We start from the raw sequence: 21,327 nt of genomic DNA, 5'->3' as shown, positions 1-21,327 counted from the left end.
CTGTTCATCTACCGAACTTACTGAATAGTAAGTTCGAATCCTTCCTCATTGTTAGCTGCAGTAACAGACACTTGTGTGATTGGCTGTTGTTGGCTTAACCTGCTGATACACTCTTCAGCTAGCTTAGGCATCAAAGAACGGTTAATGATTTGCTCAACTGCTCGACCACCAGTGGTTGGATCTGTATTTTTACCTACAACGTATTCAACGAAGCCTTCATCCCAAGTGAACGATGCTTGATACTGTTCGGCAAGCTTCTTCTTGATCCTATTTAGAGATATCTCAGTGATTTTAGCTAACTCTTCGTCGTTTAGTGGGTAGTAAGGAACAATCGTTGTACGGCCCAAAAACGCTGGCTTAAAATAGTGCTGAAGATCTGGGCGTATCGCTTCAAGGAGTTTTTCGTTACTTAGGCGTTCACTATTATCTGCACAAGCATCACAAATAGCTTGATCCGCTGCGTTTGACGTCATAATAATGATGGTGTTTTTAAAATCGACAGTTCGACCTTCGCTATCTTTGATATGCCCTTTATCAAAAATCTGATAGAAGAGATCATGCACGCCAGGGTGAGCTTTCTCCATTTCATCTAACAGTAAGACCGAGTAGGGGTTACGGCGAATGGCTTCTGTTAATACTCCACCTTCACCAAAGCCTACATAGCCGGCGGGAGAACCTAGTAGCATAGAAATTTTATGCTCTTCTTTAAACTCGGTCATATTGATGATAGTAAGGTCGTTGCTACCACCATATAGCTGCTCTGCAAGTGCCATTGCGGTTTCTGTTTTACCTACACCACTAGGACCGCACATTAGAAATACCCCAATTGGTTTTCGGCTATCGGTGAGGCCAGCACGAGAAATGCGGATCGCTTTGGCAAGTTCCTGTTTTGCTACATCTTGGCCGATGACTCGATTGTCTAGCTCTTCTTCTAAGGATAAAAGACGGGCGATTTCATCACTCATCATGTTCCCAACAGGAATTCCTGTCCAGTTAGCAATGACCTGAGCAATGGTGTTGTCATCAACCATTGCGTTGACCAAAGGCTCTTCACCTTGTAATTCACTAAGCTGATCAATGAGTGCGTTGAGTTTGTCTTGTTTTGCTTTATCGACGGATTCCCCGGTTTGCTCATCGCCGATTTCTTGCTGAAGCTCTTTGATTTGCTCGACCAAGTCTATTTCTTGCTTCCAGCGGGTTTGATAATCTTCCAGCTTTTTCTCGTTATCCGCAATTTCGGTAGCAAGTTCGGCAATTTCATCTTCCGCAATACCAAATAGCGCATTTTCTTTTTCTAACGCGGTTTTTTCATTTTTTTGGTAACGAATAGTTTGTTCAAGTGCTTCAATAACTTCGGGTTTTGCTCCTTGAGTCAGAGCGATACGAGCACTTGCTGTATCGAGTAAGCTAATGGCCTTGTCAGGAAGTTGGCGACTTGGTAGATAGCGAATGGATAAGTGAACGGCTGCATCTATGGCTGATTCTGCAATAAATGCACCGTGGTGTTTTTGAAGCGAAGCCGCGATTCCACGAAGCATCTGCTTGGCATCTTCAGCGTTAGGCTCTTCGATCGATACAACTTGGAAGCGTCGAGTTAACGCAGGGTCTTTTTCAAAATACTTCTTATATTCTGCCCAAGTCGTTGCTGCAATGGTCTTGAATTCGCCACGCGCTAGAGCTGGTTTCAATAAGTTTGCAGCATCATTTTGACCAGCAGCGCCGCCAGCCCCAATTAAGGTGTGAGCTTCATCAATGAAAACAATAATAGGTTTTTCGCTATTTTTGACTTCATTGATGACGTCCTTGAGTCGGTTTTCGAATTCGCCTTTTACACTAGCCCCAGCCTGAAGCAGACCAAGATCCAAAGAGTGAATTTGTACACCTTGCAGTGCCCCTGGAACTTCATTCTCTGCAATACGTAGTGCTAAACCTTCGACAACAGCGGTCTTACCAACCCCAGGCTCACCTACCATAATTGGGTTGTTCTGACGCTTTCTGCACAGTATGTCTATCGCTTTACGTACTTCGGAGTTGCGACCAGAAATTGGGTCAATATTACCATCCAAGGCTTGCTGAGTTAGGTTTGTGGTGTACTTACTTAACGCATCGTTACCGACAGGTGCTCCACTAGTACCATCGGTAGCTGCAGCGCTGGTTTTAGAACGTGCTACCGCTGTTTTATTGATTAAGCCTTGTAAGGATTCCAGTGATACATTTTGCAAGCTTTCTAGCTGCAGTGTATTCATTCCAAGCACGTTTTGTTGCAACATAGCCTGAATCAAATGAAGGCTGATCACTTCGCCATGACCATAGTTTACAGAGGCAATCATCCAGGCATCTTTTACGATTTCGGTAAGAGCTTGACTGAGAGTCGGTTGGCCTTCATTTCCTTTAGGAAAACGTGCAATTCTTGAGGACAACTCATTCACTAAATTGTCCTGCGAGAGGTTCTGGGACTGAATGAGACTATTCAAATGTTTATCTTGCTGTGAGAGTAGCTGTAATAGCCAGTGCTCAGTCTCAATAGAAGGTACATTTTGGTTCATCGCGGCCCCAGCAGAAACTTCAAGTGCTTGTTTCAGCTCTGGTGACAACTTAGCGACTAGATTTGTTAGCGTAACTTGCGTCATACCGTTTTCCTTGTATCTCAAGAGGCATCAATACGTCTTTAATACCTAGCTCTTATCTGATTCTGAAGTCTCATCACTTCAGAAGAATACTTACTATTTGTTGAGGTTTCCTTTCAGGCGCTAGGCAATCAACTTCGCCTAGTTTAGCCGCGTTATACTTGTTACTGGACAGACGAGGTCTATTCAGATACTCCCGTTTGACGTTGAGATAAACGGAAGTTGAGGTGTTATCTTTTAAATAATGCTGAATCAATTCTTTCATGTGGCTAGCGAGCAAGGGATCAGATTGAATAGCAATCAGCTCACTCTCGGTTTTTGGCGTGATATAAACCATCAAGTGGCTAAAGTGCGTCAAACAAGTTTTTCCGATCAAAAAGCCTTGTCCAATACGACTGTTAAAATGTTCTTTTTGGCCTAAACGAGTCAATGAGTCAGACGGAAGTTGTCTTCTCTCATGAGTCTTGGTTGACACTTTAACGTCGAATGGGAAGTAGTCATTGAGCATTTGGCTCAATGTGCTGAGGTTCCTCTGGCCTTGGCTCAACAGCATCGAATACTGAAAATACTTACCATGGTTATTTTTGAGTGTGGCAATGTGATTCAACAAGGCAGTTTTCTCGGGCTGAAGTTCATTCTGGACCACAAGCCAAGAGCCTGTTTCAAGCTGACCTACAATTTCGAAATAGCGCTGATTGAACACATCAAGGAAGTCTTTGAGCGCATGATCGTCATTGTGAAGTGCCGCAAGAAGTTCTTCATAGATATAATTGGGTATAACGCCTTTTACGCCAGATAAAGCTTGCTTTGCTAGTCTTAGCTTTAATCGATTATTTTTTAGTGAAAAATACTGTATCTCACTGGCATCACCTGTTGGCATTGCCTCAGCTTTGAGTTCGAGTTTTACCCGGTTCGGATTTTGATTAACCCAGTGGGTTAATAACCTCATCGCTTGAGCGAAATCGTACTGTTGTGGGTATTGGGTTAAATCGTTAATCAATGACATACATATTCCTCAACTAGCGATTACATAGCTAGTTGGCTCCCATGGATTTTAGGGTAGCGTTTTGCAATGCCATCTCTACCGTAAATTCGAATGGATAATTGAATATACCGGTCAAAGCTACAAAACTGTTGGAAAAAGCGGTTAAGGACATCGCTAAATACGAGGAATCCGCTTTGTGTATCGAGTGTTAACTCAATTTCAGTGCCAGGGGAGAAGACGTTTTTACCCATAATTCGTATCGCAGAAACCTGAGACCGAATAGAAACGCTGTGAATGGTTTGAATCTCCTCCGCTGAGATTTGCTCTCTGCTGCAAAGCTGCAGCATCTGCTTTAGCTTTTCTGTTGGGTTATCAGAGTGCAGCAAGGAAGAAAAGTTACCATTCAACAAGCCAACAAATTGCCAGTGCAAGTTGAGGTTTTGTTCTCGTTCAATGGGAGCTGTCGGTGGATAAATCGCTTTAAAAGAACCGGGCAAATCTATGCTTTCCAAGCACTCCATATCACCATTAATACCGCACGATTGTTTTCCATTGGTACACAGTAGGTGGGTACCATAGAGTTTGTTGAACTCTAAGTCATGGTTAGGTTTTAGGCTGATCGCAAGCTTAAACTGACCGTTGATATCCCGGGAGCTCTGCCAGTAATCGGCATTTGGGTTTGATTTGTAGCTGTCCCTAAATAGAGGGATCAATGGTTTTTCACCTTGAGGCGTGATCTCGAACACTTCTTTTACTTCAACGACCTCAATGTCACTTTCACTGTGTGCGTCTGCATTGACAGGTATGCTGAGGCATCGTTGATCATAATGGGTCGGCTCACCAGTTTGCTCAAATAGATTAACAGCAGGGACAATATCGAGCTTAAATACTTGATTATCAAATAGACGCATGAATTCTGTTGGTATCGAATTCATAAATAGATTTAATTTGATTTCCGCGCATTCAAATTGCTTGATCGCTTGCCCAAAGTCCTTTAATCGGAAAAACTGACGCTTCTCTTTGAAAAAGAAAAATTCACTGATGAGCTGGAAGCCAGAGAACTGATTGCCTTTTTGAGGAAGAAATAAAAAATTGAGATCACTGATTCGGCTTTTCAGTTTTTCTGCCAATAAAACAACATGCTTTTCGCAGTCGCTATCAGAGATAGAAATGGCTTTAGTCTGACCCAAGAGCAGCTCGACAAGTGAGTCCGCATTATTTTCAAAACCTTGTACGAAAAGATCTAAATCTTGGTGATCCAGTTGAGAAAAATATTTATCTGGATCGCCCGTAGCGAGTGAAAGTTGGATAACCGCTGTTGATTGCTCGGTGCCAGCAGGACGATTAAACTTAAATGGTGCGCTGGATGCTGTTGTATCGGTTAAGGTGAATGGCGCTGTCTTGAGGTCATCTACCGTTGTAAACTGACAAAGTTTTCCTTTTGCTTCCGAAGTAAAATGCGCTCCTTTAGGAAGCAGTACGGACTCCGGAACATCCTCTTCTTGGGATAATTGCAAATAAGCAACGCTTGGGATGGTTTGAGTATAACTAGGGTAGAGTACGCCAAGTAAACCTTCTACAACTTCAGGTAGCTGTTCGGAAAGCTGCTTTTCTACAGTGGCATTTAGCAGAGCAACACCATCTAGCAACCGAGCAAGGCTGGGGTCTTCGATTTGGCCTTGATGGATATTAAGGCGCTCGGCATGTTCTGAATGCTGTTGACCAAATTGACCTAAAGCCCGTCTTACAAAAGTCAGTTCTTGCTCAAAGTAACGCATTAAAGGATCAGTCATAGCTATCCTCCGTCATTACAGTTGTCAGATCATTGAGTGAAATCTTAGAATCGAATACCAGATCTTGTTCCCCTTTAGACGTTTTAGCCTTGGCTATAATGTTGAAAACTAATGTGTTTTCATTTTCTTTGCGTTCAAGTAACTCAACCATAATCTGAGTAAGTCGAGGCTCGAAATGTCGAATATAGCTTTCTAACCGTAATGCGAGTTGAGTTTGATCCAAGCTGGCACTTAGAAGTTGTACATCTTCGATTCCAAAACGCAAATTAGAGCGTTGGAGCTCTGTGAATCGGTCATCAATATCGATTAGAGAGGACTCAGACTCAAGAAGCTTAGTTAGGTGGTACTTGATATCATCAATCTCTTCGCTTTGGCTTGAACTCTTAGGGTCAATAAATGTTTTCCAAAAGCCCATCACGCAGCCTCATCCAGCTCAGTGGTTAAAACAACTTCGCCTGTAAAGTGATCATATTGATACTGAGGGACAATTCTCAGTGTACAGACAAAACTGCCGGGTTGATTATCCGATTCTGAAACACTTATTTTGGCAAAACTGAGTGGGTATTTAGCCAGCGTCTCTTCGTTTGCGTAGGTGACATTACTGGCAAACTTTTCAACCCACTGGGTTAAAAATAACTCACATTCCGCAGCAGTATTAAAGCTACCAAGCATTTCGCGAACTTGAACTTTTAAATAGTGGGCGACGCGGCAAGACATTAAGCAGGTTTGAATCTGAGTTAATATCTTTTCGTTGTCTGAAGTACCACTTTGCCAAATGGAGTTATTTCCATTGAAAAAGAATTTGTTGCTAAGTGGACTCTTAGTGAGAGGGATAAACCCATGTTGTGCATAAAAGGTAGATATTTGGCCAAAGAGCACAACACTTGTCTGAGGCTCTCGTAGAAACAGACTGTTCTGCTGTTCAATATTTACAACGGCACCCTGAGATTTATCGTTCCAGCGTGACTTGAGAAAGCCAAACCAGTTTACGCGATGGTACTCTCGCATTATGGTTGCTGCAAACGCAAAGTTCGCTCTACCCCACAGACCAGTTCCTACCTCGTTGTAGATAAAACCTGCCTTAGCGTTGCGATAGCAATGCCGCATACGTATCGAAGGCATCACAAAGCCAACAAACCGTGAGCTTTGCTTACTACGGAGTGATTGCCAAGCTTGGTAGTCTGGTCCTGTGAGAATTTTATCTATTCGATTGATATCTGAAAGCCAATCGGCACCGGAATCGACAAAAAATTGCTCATCGGGTGAAAAGATCATTGGGCAAAGTGTTGACTCCCCAAGTTTACTGAGAAGCTCTACAGTGAAAAGATCATCATAGTCGGCATCAAAATCCATATCGATTGCAATTGGGTGTGTGTAAACAATACAACCAAATGGATGACCGCCTAGAGTATTTAATTCTTGATTACCGATTTTGTTGAACAGATTGGAAGCCTTGATATTGTAGGCTTGGTTAACGTCCGCAGACACTTCACTCCAGTCCATATCAAGGAGTTTTAGTTTAGTGCGTTGTTTGTTTACAGGTAATGTGGCGAGGCCTTGTAAACCTAGCCAACTGCTATGAAGGTGCTCAAAGTCTCTATCATGAAGGATTTCATCGAGCTGTTTTGACAGCGCATCATCTAAAAAAGCGACAAGTCGAGAAATGAAATTAACTAGTGACGGTTTATTTTCTAAGGCAGCTGGATTAGCTTCGGACAGCAAAAAGAGCGCGTCTCTTAGAAAGTCGCTTTTTTTGCTGTCTAAGGCGGTAAACCTTTGTTGCCAACCCGCATCAAAATTCAGTTTCATATTTTCCTTAGGTGGTAAATAACAGAAAGGAAGGCCGGATGGTTCCGGCCTTAGTTTTGGTTAACCTGGAATTTTAGCAACCATGCGTACTGAGGTTGTTAGCTCTTCCAGTTGTAGCCATGGGCGTAGGTGAGCGACAGCGGAATATGAACCAGGACGACCTGGTTGCTCAACCACTTCGATTCTAGATTCACAAAGCGGAGTTTTCGCACGTTGCTCGTTACCAATCGCACCAGCATTGGTGTATTGATCGATCCAAAGTTGAAGTTCACGTTGAATGTCTGGCGCTTCTAAATTTGAACCTAGTTTGTCACGTCCCATTACTTTCAAGTAGTGCGCGATGCGGCTACTTGCCATGATGTATGGAAGACGTGCAGAAATAGCAGCGTTAGCTGTTGCATCTGGATCAGTGTAAGTTTTTGGCTTCTGAGTTGTTTGACCACCAATAAATACACCGTAGTTCGAATTCTTATAATGAACGAGAGGCAGAAAGCCTAGATCGCTGAGTTCTTTTTCACGCTCATCAGTAAGGTTCACTTCTGTTGGACACTGTTGAACTAAGTCACCAGCTTCTGTTTTGTAAGTTAGGTTTGGTAGGTTTTCTACTTTACCACCGTTATCAAGACCACGGATAGAAGTACACCAGCCAGAAGCCGTGTATGCCTGAGTCATTTTCAAACCAAGGTCATAAGCGGCGTTAGACCATACTAGCTGATCATTACTTGATGGGTTTGGATTACCATCCATGTCTGTATCAAGCTCTTCGTAGTCAAATAGCTCTGTACCAAGACCTTTAGCACCATAAGGCAAACGGGCTAGGGTTCTTGGCAGAGTCAGCGTTACGTATCGAGCGTCGTCACTTTCACGGAATGCATTCCAAGCGGCATAAGCAGGTGAGTCAAAACCAGCAGCAACAGGTTTACCTTCGTCAAAAGTAGTGAAGTCATTAAACTCAAACATTTGAGCGTTTGCTGCGGCTACAAATGGTGCATGACACGCAGCGGCAACTTCACCCATATAGCGAAGTAGAGCAACATCTTCGTCTTTAGCACTGAATTCGTAGTCACCGATGAATGTACCGTAAGGCTCACCGCCTGCTGTACCAAATTCACCCTGATAAACAGCATTAAATAGAGGGCTACGGTCGATAGCTGGTGCATCCTCAAATTGGTCAAGCAACTCCTCTTGTGAAAAGTCGACCATCTTGATTTTCAGATCGCGTCCAAGTTCGCTTTCCTTAACCAGTTTTTGTAATCCTCGCCATGAACCTTCGAGTTTTTGAAGCTCTTTCTGCTGCATAACTTCTGAAAGCTGCTTAGAAAGCTTCTTATCGATTTCAGAAATGGCATTCTCGATAGTTTTAGTAACGTTTTTATCCCACGTTACAGTACCTGAAAGCGCTTGTTCTGTAAGGACTGAAAACAGTTCTTTCGTTGTATCAGCTGGTGTCTGAGTGGTTGCCTCAATAGCTCGGTCAAGAAAACTTAACGAACCTTCTGCTGCTTCGGTTTGCGTTTGATTTTCAGCTTCTGTACTCATTATTCGCCTCCTTCCTTATTGACACCAAGCTCTTCAGACAGTGCATTGATTGTATCGGCACTTTGCAGAACTTCTTTCAGTAGCTTCTCTAGATCACGAGAGCGGTCTGCTTTTGAAAGTAGAACCTTAAGCTGATTGCGGGTTTCAACAAGTTTCTTTAGAGGTTCTACTTGCTCGACGATGGCTTCCGGTTCAAAGTCTTTCATCGAATTGAACTTCAAGTTTGCTTCAAACTGACTGTCATCGTCTGCAAGTACGTTATCGACTTTCAAAGACAACTCTGGACCCACGCGCTTCATCACAGTGTCAAAGTTGTCTTTATCAACGTTGTAGAAAGTACGATCTTCAACGTCTTCCTTGTCTTGTTTATGGCCAGAGTAGTCACCAATTACCCCAACCACAAATGGGAGTTCTTTGGTTTCTACAGCGCCATTAGTTTCCACATCGTAAGTAATACTTACGCGGTTTTTACTTACACGTTTGTGTTGGGAATTTAGTGCCACAATGGTTCTCCTTAACTAATTAAGCAGCAGTCGAAGTAACTTTTGCAGTGGTTGCATCAAAGCCTACTTCTGGACCTTTCTCGATCTTACCGCCTTCACCTTCGATGTAGTAAGCTTTCGAGATTTCAGTGTAAGTTAGAGAGAAAGATTCGTTTGGTAGAGTGCCGTCAGAACCAGCCATGTTGTAGCTAGACATACGAGCAGCTTTCAACGTTAGGATTAGATATGGATCTGCACCAGAACCTTCACGGTTAGGTTTAGTCATCACGATCTCAACTGTTTTGCCTTCACCGCCAGGAGCGTAAAGGAAAGTCGTTAGGTGAGGCGTCGCGCCATCACAGCCACGAGTAATGTTGACTTCGCCTAGTGCCACCATACCTTGGTCTGCGTTGTTTGCATTACCTACATCGATACCTACCCCACGTACTGCGTTCCAAGTAACGGTGTCAATAGCAAAGAAGCCATCTTTACCACCGATCTTTTCTACTGTTGCCGCACCTTTAGGTGTAGTACCATCAATTCTCATGAAAATAGAAGCCATGTTGATCTCCTTCGCTAATTAAGCATGTAGTGTATTTACCACTCGAAGTTACTAATACCGCTTTCAGGCTGAGTAGTGTTCGCTTCAGGTTGAGTATTTTGTTCGCTCGTTGTGACTGGCTCCGAAGGAGCGGAAGTCTGCGGAGACGGAACATGAGCACCTGCCTGTGCTAGCACAGATGCAGAGGATAAAGTTTGTGTTGAACTCATTGGCCTATTGCTTAGATCTGTTTGAGCTAAGTTGTCCATACCTGATATTTGGTTGATATGGGCAATAACGCCGGAGTTACCCCCCGTCATTTCATTCAACAGTTCTGGCAAACTCATGTAACCCCATCGAATTGCTCTTTCAAGTAGGAATGGAATAGGGCTATGAGGCTCTGTTTGTTGGAAAAACTCAGAAATCTTACGCAGCTCGTGAAAAGCTTGATCTCGATTCGTTATTACACCCGTTGCTATGTTAACTGGTTGTTCATTGGTAGCTTGAATTGCTTGCTGTACTTGGCTTTGTGTTGCCGGTTGCTCAATAACTGTGTCTGATGTTATTGACTCTGATTGAGGAGCTTCAAGGCTATTGCTTGGCTGAGGCACAGCAATAGATTCAGTAGCTGCTTCATCGACAGCTTGCTTGTATTCACTATCTAGTGGCCAACGGGTGAATTTATCCCCAACTAAATACTGGATAGCATTGATTAAGTCCGCAAGGTTGGCTTTGACAAACTTAAAGCTAACCGGAGCGACACCAGCAGATTGGCATTCTTTTGCAATTCGCTTCTCTGCCTCATCAAAATTTTGATAGCTTTCAGAAAGAGCATTGAGTGTGTCTTCTACTTCTTTAGAAAATAGAGATTGAGCTCGGCCTTTTAGATCGGCGATGGTTCCCGCTCGTTCTGCACGTAGAAAATCACCAAAAGATAGCTCATCGATAAGGCCAATCATTTGCAGAGGCATGTACAGTGCTGTCGAATCTTGGCTTTCCCCAACTAACTGTAATAAAGGTTTGGTCCTAAATTCGATCAGCTCTTTAGTTTGATCTGCCTCCTCGCTGCTCTTTAACTTTTCAATTGGAGGGTGAGGATTAAGAGTTGTCCAGAAAGATTCAACAAAACCCACCAAAACCTTAGTGGAGCTGGCGAGATTTTCATAAGGTGCGGAAGTAAAGAGTTGGCTTGCAATGTACCAACCTAAGAATTCTGTATCTTTTGTTTGAGAAACGAGGGCATCGAATGTTGAAGTGCGCAACAAGTCCCAGTTGTTTTGATTGGTGTCGATTAAAGCTTCATCACTCGAGGCATCGGGCGTTTCAATCAGTTGACGGAACGATGATTGAGCCGTGTTGTAGTGATTTCTTAACGTACGGTAGGCACTACGATCTAACTTCAGGTAAGTTCCTGATGGTTGCTCTTCTGATATAGGTTTCAATAATGCTTCAATATCAACCATACATTGCCCGTTGCTAGTTGTTCACAAAAAAGTTTATAAAAAGTGTTCTTGCTTATTATTAGTAAATAAAACTGCACCTTTCATAGTCTAGGCTTATTTTTTGAAAAGGCTCGTCCAAATTCATTATTTACCTTGAAAGGTGATCCACTTCTAGAAAATTGGCCGGATGACGTATATTTTTTATCAATGTCTTGTTTTCTATGTGGTTTACAGGAAATAAAAGTGTCGGTTTTTTGTTCTTTTTGTGGCGTTTTTTTGAACCGTTTGGCATTTGTATTTCATCGCCCTGTAAGTCGAATGTTCTATTTGCGTGACGAAATGAAATGCTTCAGGAGATGTTTTCTAGTCAGAAGGGCATATTGAGCTGTCGTTTCGCAACAACAGCTCAAATTTAGCAGTTAGCTATCCGCCTATCAAAACGGTGGGCATACCTAATACGATACTGCCGCCGTGAGAGGTTGTATCTCCCATTCTGGCTGCTGGTTTACTCGTTAGCATAACAGTCGCACTTCCTTTGACTATTGAATCTGGTGTACCTACACAGACGCATACATCACCAACGGTAGCTGCCGGCATACCACCAATCAAAACGGTCGGTGCTCCTGGGCCTGTGATGGGGCCGCCAACGTGAGGGATTGGCGGAACGGCTGGGGTTTGCATTGGGCAAACGTGCATATCGGTTAGTCTTGCTGCTGGTAGCGTCATTTGAGACCTCCGTTTCCTCCAGAAGCAATATCAAGTGCAACTTCAATTGCACTTTCATAATATTGTTCAGATTTATCCCACTCAGGCAGTGAAGCCGCATGATTGATAGCACCGCTGACCGCTTTTGCATAAAGAAATGGGTCAGGTAGCACTGCCGGTAGATCTGGAGCGACGATACTGCCAGAACCATTCCAAAAAACGGCTTGAGTTAGCCATGATGGGCCGCAATTGAGCTCCAAACGGTTTGCCAACAATTCTGCTCGTCTGCGCAGTTCTTCTGATGGGGAGAGAGCCCATTGCTTGACGGTATCAAGAGCCATTTTTTGAGCGTCGCTCCAGACATCATTTCTTGTAGATACGCAGCATAGGGCCCACCAGATGCTTTCTCGAACAGGAAGTGCATGCGCGAGGAACTGTACTAAATCATAGTGCAAGCGAGCCTGTTGAAGTTTGCTTATCACTTGGTCGATCGGTAACTCTTCTCCAATGATTTCTTTTGCTTCATTAGAGGCTTGAAACCTTGGCAATATTTGAGCGCTGTTCTGGTAAGGGATTTTTTTATACATAGATTTAGTTCACTTTTACAATGGCGCCTTTCAACTCGCCTAATACGCCACCATCGAATGTACCTTTGAGGCCCGACTTAAATTCAGCGCTGAGCGAGCCTTCAGCACTTAGTGTTGTACTGGCTTTCATAGCGATGCTAAGCCCTTTAATACTGTTTGAACTTGTCGCTTCAAGTGCTGTAGTCGTACCGGAAATCTTATTCGCAGAGGTTGCCTTGCTAGTGACATTCGTCCCTTCCAAGTTTAGAGCACTACTTGCTTTGATATCAATGTTGGTCGCCTCTATGGAAATTGAGGATGAGGAGATTGAAATTTTACTAGAACCCACCTTGAGCTCGATAGAGTCATCTGCTTCAAGTGTGATTGATTTCGCTGAGCCACTCATCGCTTTAGTGACATTGAGCGTGTAGTTGTCTTCAGTGGCTATTGTCATAGCTTTGGTTACAGACTGACTAAGTTCACCTTTCACCGTTTCGGTATGATTATTTTCGACTTCTTGTGTAATGTCTTTGGCAGCATGAATATATACCAGCTCGTTGTCTTTCTTATCGTCGAAGTAGAGCTCGTTGGTTTGGCCAGTTAGTTTAGTTTTAATCCCCGTCTTGGTCGTATTCGCTTCTTTGTAAGGGGGGGCATTTTTGCTGTTATAGACGCTTCCTGTGATGATTGGTTGATCTGGGTCGCCATCAATGAAGGAAACCAAAACTTCTTGCCCAACTCGTGGGATAAACTGTGTTCCATAACCGCTTCCAGCCATCATTTGTGCGACACGTACATAGCAACTAGTTTTGTCACCGCTAGCCTCGGTGTCCCAATGGAACTGAATACGTACTCGGCCTTGTTCATCTTGATTTATCTCGCCAGCGGTTGAGCCTGCTACTGTCGCACTTTGCAAGCCATTGACGACTTGTTTAGATCTAGGTTTCGGATAGGTTGGCGTTGCTTTCGGTATAAGTTTAACTTCCGTTGCACAACGGACATCATCAGAATAATGTGTGGATGTACTAACGACGGAAAAATCACCGAGCTGAGATTTGTCTAGGTGACTGGATAGAGAAAACCAAGTCGCGATTTCGAACATATCGTGTTCTGCGTGAGCAATGATAGATTGGTAGTCTTGCTCAATTTGCTCAATACGGCGCTTTGCTAAATTACTAGAAAGATCCGTCATATCTCCACTAATACCTAGCTCAGGGTAGTGAACAGAAGCAAGTTTAGTATTGTTCGCGATAGTGTTACTGCTGGTTTTCGCTTTACTTGTGACCAACTTAGATTGCGAATAGTCGTAGGCTGTGAGTTCGACACTTGCGCCGTGGAAGGACATCACAGGAGACCACGACTTAATTAGAGGTAAGCTGCCAGAAGGGGTCTCCTGCATATCGAATTTGGCGACGTCGGCTTTGTCGAAAGGAGACTGAGCATCTTGAATGGCCATTGTATGGTCGCCTGACTCATGCTCGAAATAGTAGTGCAGCCCTTCTTCGGCAAGTAATCGTGTAACAAAGTCAAAATCAGATTCGTTATATTGCAAGCAGTATTCTCGTTTGGTCGACGGTAAGCTTGAAAGCTTATATTTGCCTTTAAATCCTGCGTTATCAAAGATGTCACTAATGATGTCTTTTGTTGACTGAGTTTGATAAACACGAAAAGAGTGCGTGTGTGTGAGTAGCCAAAACCATGGTCGAAGAGTGATTCGATACTGCATGAATTGCAGGTTGGCATCCAATCCCATTTGCTCGATACGAGCGACAATACCGTTAAAAGAGCGCTGCAGTGTATTACTGCCAGATTCATTGGAATATCGGTTAATCGTCAACAGCTGGCCTAGTTGATCTTTAACGCTGAAATTAGAAGAGACAAGAGTCGCGGTAATCTCAAAAGGAGTAGACAAAGATTGAGTTACAGTAAACTCGCTTACCGTATGCTCTTGATTCTTATAGTCCTTTGCTGAAATTAAGCTAGCCGACGCTGAATACTTATCAGCCATATATTATCCTTGAAATGATGAGTCTGTATGAAAAAAGACCTTAAAAATTATACTGATACATAAGGTATAATTTGTTGGATTTATAAAAAGTAGCAGTAAACTAAGCGTAAATAAATCCTACCACTGCTTATATAAGATGGTTTGCGACTAAAATGGCTGAATGTGTGAGCCGCTTTCTGAATTCCCAAGTTTTATCGACTATCCACAACGAGTAGTTTTGCATTTTGATAGGAGAAGTGCATACCTTCCAACTCATTAGGGTGAGCTAGAATTGAGTCAACCGAGGGGATTACTACAAAGAAGATGAGTGGATCTGGGTGAAGGTGCATCCAGCGCAAGCTTGACTCTGACTTCTTGTAGACCTTCATATTTACAGTGAGTACAAGGTTGTCTTCTGCAAGCTGGCTGTACTTAAATCGACCTAATTCGTGAACCGCCCCCCATAGAGAGGTTAGGGGGCGTTCATATGTGCTCTTAAGGAACAACTCTAGCTGTAAGGTATCCTCGTTGTCATGCAATGTGGTGCTCAACCTTTGAGTCAGCCTCAAGCCATCTTCAAATGGGAGATAATGAAGATTATTGTCGACAATCTGAGAGGAAAACGGACAAAGCTGAACAGAATTTGAAGGCTGCTGGCTTGCATACAGCTCACAGGTGAACTGCTTAATGATGAATTCCAGTCCGTCATGGAAACGTGAGTTCTGAATATCGCTAAGGAGAATAGTGGAACTATTGAGTATTTCGGCGAAGATTTTGTGCGCATTATTGTTGACGGCAGCGCGGTCAGCGACCTGAACATAATGGTTGGATTTAATTGCGGTTTTAAGGATGTTGTTTGATTCTATTACCCTAATGTCTTCATCGGAATAGACTGCATCTCTTAGAGTTGGATAGTAAGGCTCTCTTTCTGGTGCCGAAAAGAATGAGCAGGCCGTCAATCCAAGGCCTAGCACTATACCTATAGATATCTTCGTGAGTGAATTCAGCATCCTTGCCATTGATTCCCATGGTTTCTTCTACATAAAAGATACTAATGCTGCGAGTGAGCTAAGTCATTGTTCTCATTTTATTCTTGCTAATAGACTTCACAAACTATGATGAGAACCCTTCTGTTTATTGTTTCAAATTCAGATGTGATTACCCGTTTTCGTAATACCTTAGTCTAAATTGTCGACAATGATCTTGATTGTCGACAGTTTGATCGGCTATTTTATAATCATTGCACAGAGATTGTTGACAGATTTAAGTCGAAAACACGAGTGGGCGACATATGAATGATGAATTAATGACTCGTATGAAAAGTATAACGGCTGAAAAAGAGCATACTAAGTCTGAAAACCTGACTTCGATACTGATTGAGGCGATTGTTGAGGGGCAATTAGCTCCCGGAAGTAAGATCTCCGAACCTGAGTTGGCGAAACGATTTGAGGTAAGCCGAGGTCCACTGCGAGAAGCCATCATGCGACTTGAGGGACTGGGGTTGATTGAGCGCATTCCTCATGTGGGGGCACGAGTGATTGCCTTCTCCCCTGAAAAACTGGTTGAAATCTATGCGGTTAGAGAGGCTTTAGAGGGTATGGCTGCGCGCTTGGCGGCACGTTATATCTCGCAGGAAGAGCTGCTGAGTTTGGAGCTATTGCTTGCCAAACACTCAAAGCACATTGATGAAGTTGCAGGCGCTTCTTACTTTCATCAGGAAGGCGACTTTGATTTTCACTATCGCATTATTCAGGCGAGCCGCAATAGTAAGTTGATCGCGCTCTTATGTGATGAGCTGTATCACTTGCTGCGTATGTATCGATACCAATCGCCGCGTGCTCAATCCAGACCAAAAGAAGCGCTAAACGAACATAAATTTATCCTTCAGGCGATTCGTAATCGCGATGAAGAGTTGGCCGAAATGTTGATGAGAAGACATATCTCAGGCAGCAGACGGTTAATAGAGCAACAAATTTTATTTGCTGAAAATGACTAGAAGGAAACTGTCATGAGTTTATCTCCAGGGGCGAAATTCAGAGCCGCCGTAAAGCAAAATGATCCTTTGCAGATTGTCGGTACGATTAACCCATACTGCGCCATGATGGCGAAAAACATAGGTCACCAAGCGATCTATTTGTCAGGCGGCGGTATTGCCAATGCATCTTACGGTCTCCCTGATTTAGGAATCACGACCCTCAATGACGTCTTGGTCGATGTTGACCGCATTACTAACGCGTGTGATCTGCCTTTATTGGTGGATATCGACACTGGGTTTGGTGGCGCATTCAATATTGGTCGCACGATCAAAGCGATGGAAAAGGCCGGTGCTGCCGCTGTTCATATGGAAGATCAGGTGGCCCAAAAGCGTTGTGGTCACAGACCAAACAAAGCCATTGTCAGTCAACAGGAAATGGTTGATCGCGTTAAAGCAGCGGTAGATGCGCGCAATGACGAGAGTTTCGTCATCATGGCTCGCACCGATGCGCTTGCAGTTGAAGGAATGGATAGCGCCATTGAACGAGCGATTGCCTGTGTTGAAGCTGGCGCGGACATGATCTTCCCAGAGGCGATGAACAAATTAGAGCAGTATTCACAGTTCTCTGAAGCGCTAAAGCAAGCGACCGGAAAACACGTGTCTATATTGGCGAACATTACCGAATTTGGCCAAACGCCATTGTACGGTGGTGAAGAGTTAGCCAAATCAAATGTTGATATGGTGCTGTATCCACTAAGTGCTTTCAGAGCGATGAATAAGGCCGCAGAAATGGTTTATGCCCACCTGTTGAAAGAGGGAAGTCAAGAAGCACTGCTTGATTCGATGCAAACGCGTAAAGAGCTCTATGCGCACCTTAAGTACCATGATTACGAAGACAAATTAGATCAGCTGTTTTCAGAAGGAAAATAGCCAACGGAAACAAACGGAAGCCCAAGAAAAGTATCGGAAAACTTTTAATTCAATAACGTGAAACTTGTTCGAACAGAAAATGCTCCATTCAGAGGGCAGAGCGGACAGAAAAGGAGTTCAACATGCCTCTATCATCGAAAAAGAATGAAGAGTTAGGTGGCGCAGGCCTACGAGGTCAAAGCGCCGGAAGCACTGCATTATGTACCGTCGGTAAAACAGGTACAGGTCTGACGTATCGTGGCTACGATATCACTGACTTGGCCAATAACGCACAGTTTGAAGAAGTAGCCCATCTACTGTTACGCGGTCACTTACCAACACAGCAGGAGTTGGATGCATACAAAACACGTCTGATTGGCTTACGTGGTTTACCTGCTGAGCTAAAACAAGCTTTGGAACTGGTTCCAGCAAGCGCTCACCCAATGGATGTGATGCGAACAGGTTGCTCGGTTCTTGGCAACCTTGAACAGGAAATGGATTTTTCTGAGCAACAAGACGCGACGGAGCGAATGTTAGCGCTATTCCCAGCAATCATTTGTTACTGGTACCGCTTCAGTCATGATGGCGTTCGAATTGATACCGAAGATCAGTCTCAAGATTGTATTGGTGGCTATTTTCTTAAAATGCTCACGGACAAAGATCCGAGTGAACTGCATAAGCAGGTCATGCACTGCTCGCTGATTCTCTATGCGGAGCACGAGTTTAACGCTTCAACGTTTGCGGCTCGTGTGTGTGCCTCGACGTTGTCGGATATCCATTCTTGTATTACGGCTGCCATTGGTACTTTGCGTGGACCACTCCATGGTGGGGCAAACGAAGCTGCGATGGAAATGATCGAAAACTGGCAGACGCCTGATGAGGCAGAAACCAACATCATGCAGATGCTAGCCAATAAAGACAAAATTATGGGCTTTGGCCATGCTATCTATCGTGAAAGTGACCCTCGAAATGCATTAATCAAACGTTGGTCGAAAGAGCTCTCAGATAAAGTGGGCGATACACACCTCTATGCTGTCTCTGAGCGAGTCGAATCGGTGATGAAGCGCGAAAAGGGCTTGTTCTGTAACGCCGATTTCTTCCACGCTTCGGCGTACCACTTCATGGACATTCCAACCAAGCTGTTTACACCTATCTTCGTCATGAGCCGCCTGACTGGCTGGGCTGCGCACGTTTATGAGCAGCGTGCTAACAACCGCATTATTCGCCCAAGTGCGGATTACACAGGTCCTGAGCATCAGGATTGGGTTCCTATCGAAAAGAGGTAACACCCAGTTACCCAAGAGTCTCCTTACCTGCTAGTAGGGAGACTCGGATACCCGAATATTATCTGAATGGAAGCAATGATATGAGTAGTACAGTGAATTCAAAATATCGTAAGCCGCTTCCGGGATCTGATCTTGATTTTTTCGATGCCCGAGAAGCAGTCAATGATATTACGCCTGGAGCTTATGAGACGCTCCCTTACACGTCGAGAGTTCTTGCAGAACAATTAGTGCGACGATGTGATCCTGAGTCTCTCACGGCCTCTCTTAAACAACTGATTGATCGCAAACGCGATTTAGATTTTCCTTGGTACCCAGCACGCGTGGTTTGTCACGATATTTTGGGACAAACCGCTTTGGTTGATTTAGCTGGTTTGCGTGATGCAATTGCAGACCAAGGAGGTGACCCTGCCAAAGTGAACCCTGTAGTGGAAACCCAACTGATCGTCGACCACTCTCTAGCGGTGGAGCATGCAGGTTTTGAACCCGATGCGTTCGAGAAAAACCGCGCGATTGAAGAGCGTCGCAATGAAGACCGTTTTCATTTTATCGAGTGGTGTAAAACGGCATTCGAAAACGTCAGTGTTATTCCTGCAGGGAACGGCATTATGCATCAGATTAATCTGGAAAAAATGTCGCCTGTAGTGCAAGCCAAGCAAGGTATTGCTTACCCAGATACCTGTGTCGGGACTGACAGTCATACCCCGCATGTAGACGCGTTAGGTGTTATTGCCATTGGTGTTGGCGGGCTTGAAGCTGAAACGGTAATGTTAGGCCGACCATCAATGATGCGCCTACCGGATATTGTGGGTGTTAAGCTCACCGGTAAACGCCAGCCCGGTATTACGGCAACGGATATCGTTCTAGCTATCACTGAGTTCCTGCGAAATGAGCGTGTTGTCTCATCGTACCTTGAGTTCTTCGGTGAGGGTGCTAGTGATCTGACAATTGGTGATCGCGCAACCATCTCCAACATGACGCCTGAATACGGTGCAACAGCAGGCATGTTCTATATTGATGAACAAACGCTTACCTACCTAAAATTGACGGGGCGAGATGAAAAGCAAGTTGAACTGGTTGAGAACTACGCCAAGCAAACAGGCCTTTGGGCTGATGATTTAGATACGGCGCAATACGAACGAGTGCTTGAGTTTGATTTGTCTGCAGTGACACGCAATATGGCCGGCCCTTCGAATCCACATCGCCGCTTACCAACGTCAGAGCTAGCTTCACAAGGTATTGCAGGCCAGTGGCAAGAGAGTGAAGATCAATTGCCAGATGGTGCGGTAATTATTGCAGCGATCACCTCTTGTACTAACACCAGTAACCCAAGAAACGTTGTCGCCGCAGGTTTGGTTGCCAAGAAAGCCAACCAATTGGGCCTTGTACGCAAGCCATGGGTGAAATCGTCTTTCGCTCCGGGTTCAAAAGTTGCGAAGTTGTATCTTGAAGAAGCCGGTTTACTTGAAGAGATGGAAAAACTCGGCTTTGGTATCGTCGCGTATGCGTGTACGACATGTAACGGGATGAGTGGGGCGTTAGACCCTGAGATTCAGCAAGAAATCATTGACCGAGATTTGTATTCGACGGCTGTACTTTCTGGTAACCGCAACTTCGACGGGCGTATCCATCCTTACGCGAAACAAGCCTTTTTAGCGTCACCGCCTTTGGTTGTCGCTTATGCGTTGGCAGGAACGATTCGCTTCGATATCGAGCGAGACGCTTTGGGTACAGACGCTGAGGGCAAGCCTATCTACCTAAATGACCTTTGGCCAACTGACGAAGAAATTGACGCGGTAGTGGGTAAGTACGTTAGACCTGAGCAGTTTAATCAAGTTTATATTCAAATGTTTAAGCTTGATGATGAACAAAGCAACAGCAATCCTTTGTATGACTGGCGGCCGCAAAGTACATACATTCGCAGACCTCCTTATTGGGAAGGCGCATTGGCGGGTGAAAGAACACTGTCTTCAATGAGGCCTCTAGCAATACTCGGTGACAATATTACAACCGACCATTTGTCTCCCTCTAACGCTATTCTTGCGTCCAGTGCTGCAGGTGAGTACCTAGCGAAAATGGGAGTTCCTGAAGAAGACTTTAACTCCTACGCGACTCACCGTGGAGACCACCTTACCGCGCAGCGTGCGACCTTTGCGAATCCTAAGTTATTTAACGAAATGGTTAAAGACGAAGGCGAGGTTGTGCAAGGTTCTCTGGCTCGTATTGAGCCTGAAGGAAAAGTCACGCGTATGTGGGAAGCTATCGAAACCTATATGAACCGAAAACAACCTCTTATTGTTGTTGCAGGAGCCGATTATGGTCAAGGCTCATCTCGTGACTGGGCGGCAAAAGGCGTTCGCTTGGCAGGCGTCGAAGCTATCGTTGCCGAAGGTTTTGAACGTATCCACAGAACCAATCTTGTGGGGATGGGCGTACTTCCTTTGCAGTTTAAAGAAGGTGTTAATCGCCAGTCATTAATGCTTGATGGCACAGAACTTTATGATGTGATTGGTGAGATTAAGCCGGGGACTGACCTTGCTTTAGTTGTAACACGCCAAAACGGTGAGAAGTTGGACGTGCCGGTCACGTGTCGACTCGATACTGCCGACGAAGTCTCTGTTTACAACGCGGGTGGTGTATTGCAACGCTTCGCTCAAGACTTTCTGGCTCAATAAGGAGTGATT

Annotated in this window: 17 protein-coding genes; 4 read left to right on the top strand and 13 right to left on the bottom strand. The window is 44.4% G+C overall.

From position 1 onward, the window contains the following. Positions 1 to 17 precede the first annotated feature (17 nt). From tssH to L1D31_RS07445, 13 genes are all read right to left on the bottom strand, one after another. Positions 18 to 2,630, bottom strand: a complete 2,613-nt coding sequence (tssH, locus tag L1D31_RS07505) for a type VI secretion system ATPase TssH (protein WP_239836472.1) — start codon at positions 2,628 to 2,630, stop codon at positions 18 to 20. Between the two features lie 73 nt (positions 2,631 to 2,703). Continuing rightward, positions 2,704 to 3,633, bottom strand: a complete 930-nt coding sequence (locus L1D31_RS07500) for a type VI secretion system baseplate subunit TssG (protein ID WP_239836471.1) — start codon at positions 3,631 to 3,633, stop codon at positions 2,704 to 2,706. A gap of 20 nt (positions 3,634 to 3,653) precedes the next feature. Beyond that, positions 3,654 to 5,405 (bottom strand): type VI secretion system baseplate subunit TssF, encoded by a 1,752-nt coding sequence (gene tssF, locus L1D31_RS07495; protein WP_239836470.1) that lies wholly within the window; start codon positions 5,403 to 5,405, stop codon positions 3,654 to 3,656. Continuing rightward, positions 5,398 to 5,820: a type VI secretion system baseplate subunit TssE gene (gene tssE / locus L1D31_RS07490; protein ID WP_239836469.1), complete on the bottom strand. Its 423-nt coding sequence runs from the start codon at positions 5,818 to 5,820 to the stop codon at positions 5,398 to 5,400. The genes tssF and tssE overlap by 8 nt, the downstream gene beginning before the upstream one ends. Next, on the bottom strand, positions 5,820 to 7,214 hold the full coding sequence (locus L1D31_RS07485) for a type VI secretion system contractile sheath large subunit (protein ID WP_239836468.1): 1,395 nt from the start codon (positions 7,212 to 7,214) through the stop codon (positions 5,820 to 5,822). The genes tssE and L1D31_RS07485 overlap by 1 nt, the downstream gene beginning before the upstream one ends. Before the next feature lie 60 nt (positions 7,215 to 7,274). Further along, positions 7,275 to 8,753, bottom strand: a complete 1,479-nt coding sequence (gene tssC / locus L1D31_RS07480; RefSeq protein WP_239836467.1) for a type VI secretion system contractile sheath large subunit — start codon at positions 8,751 to 8,753, stop codon at positions 7,275 to 7,277. Then, positions 8,753 to 9,256, bottom strand: a complete 504-nt coding sequence (gene tssB, locus L1D31_RS07475) for a type VI secretion system contractile sheath small subunit (RefSeq protein WP_239836466.1) — start codon at positions 9,254 to 9,256, stop codon at positions 8,753 to 8,755. The genes tssC and tssB overlap by 1 nt, the downstream gene beginning before the upstream one ends. Before the next feature lie 19 nt (positions 9,257 to 9,275). Then, a complete protein-coding gene (locus tag L1D31_RS07470; protein WP_239836465.1) occupies positions 9,276 to 9,797 on the bottom strand; it encodes a type VI secretion system tube protein Hcp in 522 nt (173 codons plus the stop codon). Between the two features lie 35 nt (positions 9,798 to 9,832). After that, the gene (locus L1D31_RS07465) at positions 9,833 to 11,239 is read right to left on the bottom strand and encodes a type VI secretion system ImpA family N-terminal domain-containing protein (RefSeq protein ID WP_239836464.1); all 1,407 of its coding nucleotides are present in this window, start codon (positions 11,237 to 11,239) and stop codon (positions 9,833 to 9,835) included. 402 nt (positions 11,240 to 11,641) lie between these two features. Further along, positions 11,642 to 11,944 (bottom strand): PAAR domain-containing protein, encoded by a 303-nt coding sequence (locus L1D31_RS07460; protein WP_239836463.1) that lies wholly within the window; start codon positions 11,942 to 11,944, stop codon positions 11,642 to 11,644. Then, the gene (locus L1D31_RS07455) at positions 11,941 to 12,510 is read right to left on the bottom strand and encodes a hypothetical protein (protein WP_239836462.1); all 570 of its coding nucleotides are present in this window, start codon (positions 12,508 to 12,510) and stop codon (positions 11,941 to 11,943) included. The genes L1D31_RS07460 and L1D31_RS07455 overlap by 4 nt, the downstream gene beginning before the upstream one ends. 4 nt (positions 12,511 to 12,514) lie before the next feature. Beyond that, positions 12,515 to 14,497, bottom strand: a complete 1,983-nt coding sequence (gene tssI, locus L1D31_RS07450; RefSeq protein WP_239836461.1) for a type VI secretion system tip protein TssI/VgrG — start codon at positions 14,495 to 14,497, stop codon at positions 12,515 to 12,517. Positions 14,498 to 14,688: 191 nt separating this feature from the next. Beyond that, positions 14,689 to 15,495 carry a hypothetical protein gene (locus L1D31_RS07445; protein ID WP_239836460.1) on the bottom strand — a complete coding sequence of 269 codons (807 nt, stop codon included), beginning with the start codon at positions 15,493 to 15,495 and terminating at the stop codon, positions 14,689 to 14,691. A gap of 272 nt (positions 15,496 to 15,767) precedes the next feature. Here L1D31_RS07445 and L1D31_RS07440 point away from each other — a divergent pair, with 272 nt between their 5' ends. The 4 genes from L1D31_RS07440 to acnD all read left to right on the top strand — a co-directional run bounded on the left by L1D31_RS07440 (position 15,768) and on the right by acnD (position 21,318). Further along, on the top strand, positions 15,768 to 16,472 hold the full coding sequence (locus tag L1D31_RS07440; RefSeq protein WP_239836459.1) for a GntR family transcriptional regulator: 705 nt from the start codon (positions 15,768 to 15,770) through the stop codon (positions 16,470 to 16,472). A gap of 12 nt (positions 16,473 to 16,484) precedes the next feature. After that, entirely contained in the window at positions 16,485 to 17,381 is an 897-nt protein-coding gene (gene prpB, locus L1D31_RS07435; protein WP_239836458.1) for a methylisocitrate lyase, read from the top strand. A 122-nt stretch (positions 17,382 to 17,503) separates the two neighbouring features. Then, positions 17,504 to 18,646 (top strand): 2-methylcitrate synthase, encoded by a 1,143-nt coding sequence (gene prpC / locus L1D31_RS07430; RefSeq protein ID WP_239836457.1) that lies wholly within the window; start codon positions 17,504 to 17,506, stop codon positions 18,644 to 18,646. An 80-nt stretch (positions 18,647 to 18,726) separates the two neighbouring features. Beyond that, positions 18,727 to 21,318, top strand: coding sequence for a Fe/S-dependent 2-methylisocitrate dehydratase AcnD (acnD, locus tag L1D31_RS07425; protein ID WP_239836456.1), 2,592 nt, complete (start codon positions 18,727 to 18,729; stop codon positions 21,316 to 21,318). The last annotated feature ends 9 nt before the right edge of the window (positions 21,319 to 21,327 follow it).

Source organism: Vibrio sp. Isolate23, from assembly GCF_022398095.1.
Taxonomy (GTDB): domain Bacteria; phylum Pseudomonadota; class Gammaproteobacteria; order Enterobacterales; family Vibrionaceae; genus Vibrio; species Vibrio coralliilyticus_A.
The sequence above is the reverse complement of the archived record's forward strand: the minus strand, read 5'-3'. Positions and strand labels throughout refer to the sequence as shown.